The 8,428-nt window shown below is 73.6% G+C and carries 6 protein-coding genes; 3 read left to right on the plus strand and 3 right to left on the minus strand.

The window, feature by feature from the left end:
• Positions 1-200: 200 nt before the first annotated feature.
• Positions 201-935, minus strand: a complete 735-nt coding sequence (locus ACOJUF_RS24550) for a gamma-glutamylcyclotransferase family protein (protein WP_420124428.1) — start codon at positions 933-935, stop codon at positions 201-203.
• A gap of 66 nt (positions 936-1,001) precedes the next feature.
• Here ACOJUF_RS24550 and ACOJUF_RS24555 point away from each other — a divergent pair, with 66 nt between their 5' ends.
• The 3 genes from ACOJUF_RS24555 (at position 1,002) to ACOJUF_RS24565 (ending at position 4,435) form a co-directional block, all read left to right on the plus strand.
• Entirely contained in the window at positions 1,002-2,423 is a 1,422-nt protein-coding gene (locus ACOJUF_RS24555; protein WP_420124433.1) for a DUF4032 domain-containing protein, read from the plus strand.
• A 122-nt stretch (positions 2,424-2,545) separates the two neighbouring features.
• Entirely contained in the window at positions 2,546-3,127 is a 582-nt protein-coding gene (locus tag ACOJUF_RS24560) for an HdeD family acid-resistance protein (RefSeq protein ID WP_420124429.1), read from the plus strand.
• Between the two features lie 321 nt (positions 3,128-3,448).
• Entirely contained in the window at positions 3,449-4,435 is a 987-nt protein-coding gene (locus ACOJUF_RS24565; protein ID WP_420124430.1) for a sigma-70 family RNA polymerase sigma factor, read from the plus strand.
• A 166-nt stretch (positions 4,436-4,601) separates the two neighbouring features.
• Here the strand turns inward: ACOJUF_RS24565 and ACOJUF_RS24570 are convergent, their stop codons facing one another.
• Both ACOJUF_RS24570 and ACOJUF_RS24575 read right to left on the minus strand, forming a co-directional pair.
• Positions 4,602-6,134: a CHAD domain-containing protein gene (locus ACOJUF_RS24570; RefSeq protein ID WP_420124431.1), complete on the minus strand. Its 1,533-nt coding sequence runs from the start codon at positions 6,132-6,134 to the stop codon at positions 4,602-4,604.
• Between the two features lie 1,123 nt (positions 6,135-7,257).
• The coding region (locus ACOJUF_RS24575; protein WP_420124432.1) for an ABC transporter ATP-binding protein at positions 7,258-8,428 on the minus strand (1,171 nt) is incomplete at its 5' end.

The raw sequence follows: 8,428 nt of genomic DNA on the forward strand, positions 1-8,428 counted from the left end.
CCGGGGGCGCCCCCCTCGTGGGCCGTGCCGGCGTGGCCACCAGCGAGCAGGGGTGGGGTGGCCTGCGTGAATGCGGCGCCGGCGGCGCCGAATTCTTCAGCCCACCCCTCGTTGGCCGAGCTTGCGAGGCCACCAACGAGCACGGGAGGGGTGTCCTGGACGAATGCGGCGACGGAGGAGCTGGATTCTTCAGGAGACCCCTAGTCGGTGTGGGGCCCGGCGCCGGTCCGGGACCAGCCGTCCGCGACGACCAGGTCCCGAGCCGCGAACTCGGCGCGGATCCGATCCCGCAGGACGGCGTCCCCGGCCAGCCGACGCTGGACGGCCGCCACCCCACCGGTCCCCGCGAGCTCGCGGACCCAGCCGAACGTCGCCAGTCGGTCGAAGACCGCGGCCTGGCTCCCCGCCGGGACCGGCCCGGCGGCCCCCGGCCAGCGAAGCGCGCCCCACCGGCCCCGGTAGGCCGCGGCGGGCACCACCCGCCCGGTCGCCCGGAGCACCGGCCCGTGGCGGGCGGGTTCGATCGGCCGCAGGTCGTAGTTGGGCTCGGTGGCGTCCAGCAGCCCCCGCTGCCGGTCGTCGAGCCAGAGCAGGGCGCACTCGACCGCCGCCCCGGGGTCGACGACCAGCACCCAGGGCAGGTACCCGGGGACGCTCACGTGCGGCGAATGGCCGAGGGCGAACCCGCGCAGGCGGGCGTGGGTGACCGTGATCGGTCCACCCGCCGCGCCGAACTTGGCCGCCAGCTGGGCCGGCGCCGCGTTGGACCCGAAGGCGACGACGGCGTGCCGGCCGGCCGGCCGCGGATCCGCCGGCGCGAGCGGCTCGACCCGGTCCCCGCGGAGCACGAAGTCGAACGGCAGCCGGTCCCCCGGGTAGGCCGTCGGATCCCGGCGCGGGTCGGGCGCCACTCCCAGCTCGTCCAACCGCGGCACGGCTCCCCTTCCCCGCTCGGCCGTCCTGCCTCCGACCGCCGACTGTGTCACGCTGGCCGGGTGCGCATGCAGTTCGCGACCGGCCCCGATCCCACCGACCTGCTGACCCTGCCGTGGTCGACCCCGTTGGAACAGTGGCCCCGGGAGAAGCTGGTCTCGCTGCCCCGCGGCATCAGCCGGCACGTCGTCCGGTTCGTCCGGATCGGCGGGATCGTGTACGCGATCAAGGAGATCAGCCAGGGCCTGGCCGAGCACGAGTACGAGCTGCTGCGGGAGCTGGCCAAGCGCGGGCTGCCGGTGGTGCAGGCGGTCGGCGTCGTCGCCAACCGGATGACCCCCGATGGCGAGCCACTGGACGCCGCGCTGGTCACCAAACACCTGAAGTTCTCGCTGCCCTACCGGGCCCTGTTCTCCCGCCGGATGGACCCGGACCTGGAGTTCAAGCTGCTCGACGCGCTGGCCGAGCTGCTGGTCCGGCTGCACCTGGTCGGTTTCGCGTGGAAGGACTGCTCGCTGTCCAACACGCTGTTCCGCCGCGACGCGGGCGCGCTGGCCGCCTACCTCGTCGACGCCGAGACCGGCGAGCTGCGTGAGTCGCTGTCCCGCGGGCAGCGGCTGCAGGACCTGGACATCGTGGAGACCAACGTCGCCGGTGAGCTGCTGGACCTGCAGATGTCCGGGCTGCTGCCCGAGACCATCGACCCGCTGGAGACGGCGATGTCGGTGATCGAGCGGTACGAGCAGCTCTGGGATCTGCTGACCGCGCCCCAGACCATGGGCGACGACGAGTGGTGGCGGATCGAGAAGCGCCTGCGCAAGCTCAACGAGCTGGGCTTCGACGTGGCCCAGATCCACATCGACGAGTCCGGTGGCGACCCGCACGTGATGGTCCAGACCCAGGTCGTGGACGCGGGCCACCACCGCAAGCGGCTGTTCTCCCTCACCGGCATCAACGTCCAGGAGAACCAGGCCCGCCGGATCCTGAACGACCTGGACACCTACCGCTCGCAGGCCGTCATGCCCGGCACCGACGTCGACGAGGACACCGTCGCGCACCACTACGTCACCGACGTCTACGACCCGGTGATCGAGGCGATCCCGGCCGGCCTGGCCGAGAAGCTGGAACCGGCCGAGGTGTTCCACGAGGTGCTGGAACACCGCTGGTTCCTCTCGCAGGCGGCCGAACAGGAGGTGTCGATGGACTACGCCACCCAGTCGTACATGCAGACGGTCCTGCGCCATCGGCCCGACGAGAAGGCGTTCCTGGACTCCAGCCTGATGGGAGTCGGCGCGCTCGACGCGGACGACATCGAGGACGACCTGCCCGACGACGAGCCGGACACCGGTCCCCCGACCGCGACCGGCGGCGACGCCAGCGCCGACACCGACACCGACACCGTTCCTGGCACCGATCCGGGCGGCGTGACCGCAGGGTCCGGCGTCCTGGCCGATCCGGACATCGAGGACGAGCGTCGCGCCGTCGGATGAGATCAAGTCGTCATCGGAGATCGACTGTTTCGTACATCTGCGTTGATAGCGTCGCCGTGACCCGCTGTCGCGCGGGGTAACCGAATGTGTGCGGGCGCCGGCCCGCCTCCGAGGAGTGCATCATGACGACGGACATCCGCGGCATGGGCCAGATCGCCGCCAAGTACTGGTGGGTCATCCTGGTCCGCGGAATCATCCTGATCCTGCTGGGCATGGCCATGCTCATCTGGCCGAAGCCGACTGTGCTGGTCTTCGTCCTCATCTTCGTCGCCTACCTGCTGGTGGACGGCGTGATGTCGATCTTCCAGGGCCTGTCGGCCCGCAAGCAGGGGCAGTCCGGGACGGGCGACTTCGTGGTCGGCGCGCTGGCCATCATCGCCGGCATCGTCATCCTGGTCTGGCCGAGGGAGAGCGGCACGGTGATCGCCATCCTGGTCGCGGTGTGGGCGCTGCTGGCCGGCATCTCGGGAATCGCCGGCGGCCTGGCCCTTCGCCGGCAGCCGGGCTCCGGGTGGGGGTTGTTCGTCGCTTGGGGCGTGCTGTCGTTCCTGTTCGGCGTGATCGTGCTGTTCAACCCGGCCGCGTTGCTGGTCAGCCTGCTCTGGCTGATCGCGATCTGGGCGATCATGGCCGGCATCATCTTCGCCATCGCCAGCTTCTTCGTCCGCAAGGCCGGGAACACGATCGTGCAGCAGACCGCCTGACGCCGCACACCTGAACGGGGCGGGTACCGGTCGGCCGGTACCCGCCCTTCGGCGTCTTCCGGGCCGGTGCCGGCCGGCGCGCCGGCGCCCGGCACGGGCTCTTTCGGGTGCGGTCCGACCGGACGCCTGGGCCGGTGGCCTCCCGGCGCCATCACCGGCGTCACGGTCGCCAGGACTGCCCGGTGGGACCGCCGGCGGGGGCCTGAGCCCGTGCCGGCGGGGCTGCCGGTGCCGGCGGCCGCGGGCGACGTTCCCGATGCCGCTGTCGGTGCCCGCTCCTATGGTGGAGACGACCCACCGAACCGGAGGAGATCGCCCATCATGACCGAAACGGCCACCGCCGCGCCCGGCACCCGCGCCGAGCTGGAGCGCCGGCTCGAGGACCACCGTCGCGAGCTGTCCGGGTACTGCTACCGGATGCTCGGCGCCGCGTTCGAGACCGACGACGCGGTCCAGGAGACGATGGTGCGGGCCTGGCGGGCGCTGGACCGGTTCGACGGGCGTTCGTCGTTGCGCACCTGGCTGTACCGGATCGCCACCAACGTGTGCCTGGACTCGCTGAACAGCCGCAACCGCCGCGCGTTGCCAATGGACTTCGGGCCGGCTGCGCCGCCGGTGGCCGAGTCGCTGGGCGAACCGCGACCGGAGGCCACCTGGATCCAGCCCATGCCCGACGGCGAGGTCCTCTCGCCGACCGCCGACCCGGCCGAGCTGGCCGTCCAGAAGGACTCGGTCCGGCTCGCGTTCATCGCCGCGTTGCAGCATCTGCCGCCGCGCCAGCGGGTCGTGCTGATCCTGCGGGAGGTGCTGCGCTGGAGCGCCGCCGAGGTGGCCGACCTGCTGGAGACCACGGTCGCCTCGGTGAACAGCGCACTCCAGCGGGCGCGGGCCACACTGACCGAGATCGACCCGGACGCCGACCGGTCGGCCGGCCCCCTGGACGCGGCCCAGCAGAACCTGCTGGAGGACTACCTGCGCGCGTTCACCAGCTACGACATCGACGCGCTGGTGCAGCTGCTGCGGCAGGACGCCACCGCGTCGATGCCGCCGTTCGCCCTCTGGCTGAGCGGTCGGGACGACATCGCCGCCTGGCACCTGGGGCCCGGCCATGCCTGCCGGGACTCGCGGCTGGTGCCGCTGGAGGTCAACGGCTCCCCGGCGTTCGCCGCTTACAAGCGCGCCGCCGACGGCACTCACCGGCCGTTCTCCATCCAGGTTCTGGACCTCGACGGCGACCGGATCGGCCGCATCACCTACTTCCTGGACACCGCGCTCTTCGAGCGCTTCGGCCTGCCGCCCCAGCTGTAGGCGGGCCGGCCGGCAGGGTCTCGGCCGCGCAACGGACCCCGGCGCCAGTCGCGCCGCACCGCGCGGGACCCGGCCGCCGGCTCGCCGCCCACCGGGTCCCGCCCGGCCACCGGAACCACCCCGTCGCCGGAGCGCCGGTCGGCCGGTCGACGCGTGCAGCCTCGGTCTACGGGTGCAGCCAGCCGGTGGTCTCCGGATCCGCCAGGGCGGCCCAGGCCTGCTCGAAGTCGTCGATCGCCGCGTCCCCGCTGACCTGCTCCAGCGCGTGCAGCCGGCCGAGGGTGAACGCGTTCTCCCCGCCGAGGTGCAGCCGTACCCCCAGGTCCCGCAGCGCGGCCCGGGCGACCACGCTGTCCTGATGCTCGCCGAGCACCTCCTGCAGGGCCTCGGCCCGGCCGGCCAGCACGGTTGCCGGTTCACCGAAGGCGGGCGCCACCGACTCCCCGGCGTAGCGCAGGCGCTTGGCCGCCTTCCGGATCTCGTGGAACCACTCGTCGCGGTGCGCCGGGTCCGCCGGCGGCCCGGCGTCGACGAGGGCGGCCACCCGGCGGTAGGCCTTGCGGACGCAACGGGTCAGCACCTTGCGCGCCTTGCGGTCGGCCTCGGGGGTGAACGGCGGCTCCGCCGCCAGCGCGTCCAACGAGTCCAGCAGGCGGTAGTACCGGGCCGACCCCATCGCCTCGACCAGCTCGGCATGGGCCTTGCGGTGATCACCGCGCAGTTCGGCGCCGACCCGGGCCGCGATCGCACCGAGCACCAGCTCCCCCGGTTCCTGGGCGATCGAGGCGAGCAGCCGCTCCCGGAGCACCTCGGCGTCCCGGGCGCCACCCAGTTCGGTCGCGATCCACTTCAGCTCGTCCCGCAGCGGGTCGGTGCGGGTGCGGTCCAGGAGCGGCCGGAAGGTGGCCAACGCGCTGCGCAGCCGCCGGGTCGCCACCCGCATCTTGTGCACGGCGTCGTACTCGTCCGTCCGGACCTTGGGCTCCCAGGCGATGATCGCGTCGACCTGTGCGGCCAGGTGGGAGTGGACGACGTCGCGCGCCGCGCTGGCCGGGGTCAGGTCGCCGAACTCGGGCCGGGCGGGCAGCTCGGCCAGCCGGCGGTCGAGTGCCTGCGCGAGCTTGGACGGGAACGGGGACGGGGTCGCGCCGGCGGCCCGCACCAGCTCGTCGGCCGCCTCGATCAGCTCGGCCGGCCCCTCGACCAGCTCGATCTCCCACTCCCGCCACTCGGTCAGGTCGGCCGAACCGGACCGGCCACGACCGGTCGCCGTCACCACGTCGTCGGCCGCCTCGGCCAGCACCGCACCGTCGGCGGCGAGCACTTTGTGTACGGTGCGCCGGCTCTTGATCCCGGCCACCGCGTGCAGTTCGTGGTCGCGGACGTAGACCCGGATCCGGTCGACCAACGTCGCGGGCGCGGTCGTCTCGTCGCCCAGCGGCTCGCCGAACTCCGTGCGGGCTCCCTCCGCGGCCGGCAGCTTCAGGTGCCACCCGGCGTCGGACCCGCCGGTGCGGCGGCGCAGGGTGATGCCGGCGCGGATGAGCGCCAGGGTGTCGGTGTCGTAGTAGGTGGCGTCGAGGAGCTTCACCTTGGGCTCGGCCAGGGAACCGACGCCGGGCAGGGAGCTCAGGTCGACCCACGGAAGGTCGGGCGCGGCGTCGTACTTGCGCTCGATTTCCAGGTGCTCGGAGGTCATGCGTCCGGTCTACCAGAGGGGTCGAACGGTCCGTGGCGGCGGACTCCGCCGCGGGTCGCCGGCCGGTCGACCCGGGCGACGGCGGGCCATCCGGCGCGGTCACGCCGGATCCTGGGGAGCCTGGGGCGGGTGTGGAACGGGGTGGCCGCCGAGGCCGGCACGCGCCCGGACGCGAGGCGGCCGGGCCGGGCCGGGGACCTGGCGCTGTGGCAGCGGGAGGGTCCTGCGGCGGGACGGGCCCCCGCGGCGGGCCGGGCCCCGCTGCGGGCCGAGCGAGGACGGTTCGGTCGGACGGTAATCAGATGGCGCAGTGATCGGCCGATGCGGCGATCAGCCGGAGGGGGTCGGGTCGGGTCGGGTCGGGGGCGGCGGGCCGCCGGGGAATCAGCGTCGGCTTCCGGCGCTGCGGTGCGGGGCCAGCACCCAGCCACCGACGACGGAGTCCCAGACGATTGGGGTGCCGGCGCGGTAGGCGGTGGAACAGCATTCACAGTTTCCCGAGCGGGTGGCGGGAACGGGGGCGCTCATGGTGGGTCCTTCGAGTTCGAGGGGGCCGCCCGCCGGAACCGGCGGGCGAGAGGTGCGGGATTCGCTGATCACGGCTACTCGACAGAGCACAGCTCTGGGGCCGTTGATGCGGACTGTCGGAGATCTCCACCGCTGCGGCGGGATGCGGTCCGATGCCCCTTCAGCTAACCAACCGGACCGGGTGGGGGCAAGCCACGACACGTTAACTTCGCGCGTCCCGCCCGTGTCCTGGCCCACAGCCGGGCAGGTGCGACGGCCTCGCCAGGGTCGCCGGAGCGTCGGGCGGGTGCGGCCCGAGGCCCGTCGGCGACACCGTCGCCGCGGTCGCCGCCGGAGCGGCAGGCGCTGCGGCCCGGGCGGCGCGGCCCTTGACTTCCCGGATCGGCCCTCGTCGCCGAACTCCATACCCGAGCGGTCATTCGTACATATGTACACGCATTGAGCTGCCCTGACCGGTCGGGCACCGTTGCTGCCGTTCGCCTCGTCAGCGAGGTCGGCCGCACCGAAGCGCGAAGGACGGAGAGGCCCGGCTGGGCGGCCGCGCGACCGCAGCCGTGCCGGTGGACACGCCGTCGAGCGCGTCGGGCGGGGACGGCTACTCCGGATGGTGCAGGGCGCGTCCGGTCACCGGGTCGAACACGTGCGCGGCGGCCGGGTCGACCGACAGCCCGATCGTCTCGCCGGGCCGGATCTGGAATCGCCCGTCGAACCGTCCGATCAGCCGCCCGGTCGGCAGGTCCACGGTCAGGAAGGTGTCCCGGCCGGTCCGTTCGACGGCCCGGACGCGGCCGGAGAGCACGGTGGCGTCCGGATCCGGATCGGGCGGGACGGCCGTCACCGACTCGGCCCGCAGCCCCAGCGTCACCCGTTTCCCGACGGACCCGACCAGGGCGGCCGGCAGGGGCTGCCAGGTCATCAGGGTCCGGTCGCCGACCCGGTAGCCGGCGAGGCCACCCGCGACCACCACCTGGGCCGGGACGACCCCCAACGGGGCCGGCCCGACGAAGTCGGCGACGAACAGGTTCACCGGACGTTGGTACAGCTCGGCCGACGTGCCGACCTGCTGCAGCCGCCCGGCGTCGAGCACGGCGATGCGGTCCCCGATGGCCATGGCCTCGGTCTGGTCGTGCGTCACGTACAGTGTGGCCACGCCCGACGACCGGACGGACTCGGCGATCAGCCGGCGCATCCGGGCCCGCTCCGCCAGGTCCAGGTGGGCGAGCGGCTCGTCCAGCAGGAACACCTTCGGGACCCGCACCAGGGCCCGGCCGATCCCGGCCTGCCCCTGCTGCCCCATCGAGATCTCGGTCGGCTTGCGGCGCAGCAGCCCCCAGATGCCCAGTCGCTGGGCCTGCCGGTCGACCCGCTGCTCGACCTCGGCGGCCGCCGTCCGCCGCTGGGCCAGCCCGAACCCCATGTTCCGGGCCACGTCGAGCGTCGGCAGCAGGGTCGTCCGCTCGAAGACCATCGCCACGTCACGGGCCGGCGGAGGCAGGCGGGTGACGTCGCGCCCCTGGATCAGCACCCGGCCGGCCCGCACCGGGTGCAGCCCGGCGACCGCCCGCAGCAGCGTCGACTTGCCGCATCCGGACGGTCCGAGCACCACCAGCAGCTCGCCCCGCCGCGCCAGCAGGGTGAAGTCGTCCAGCAGCACGGTGCCGTCCGGCAGCGCGACGACGGCGTGGTCCAGTCCGGTCCCCTCCGCCGGGTCGTCGACGCCGGCGCCCGGGTCCCCGCCCGCCCGCGCGGGCTCCGGCGGGTGGGCC

Source organism: Nakamurella sp. (assembly GCF_048594475.1).
Lineage (GTDB): Bacteria > Actinomycetota > Actinomycetes > Mycobacteriales > Nakamurellaceae > Nakamurella.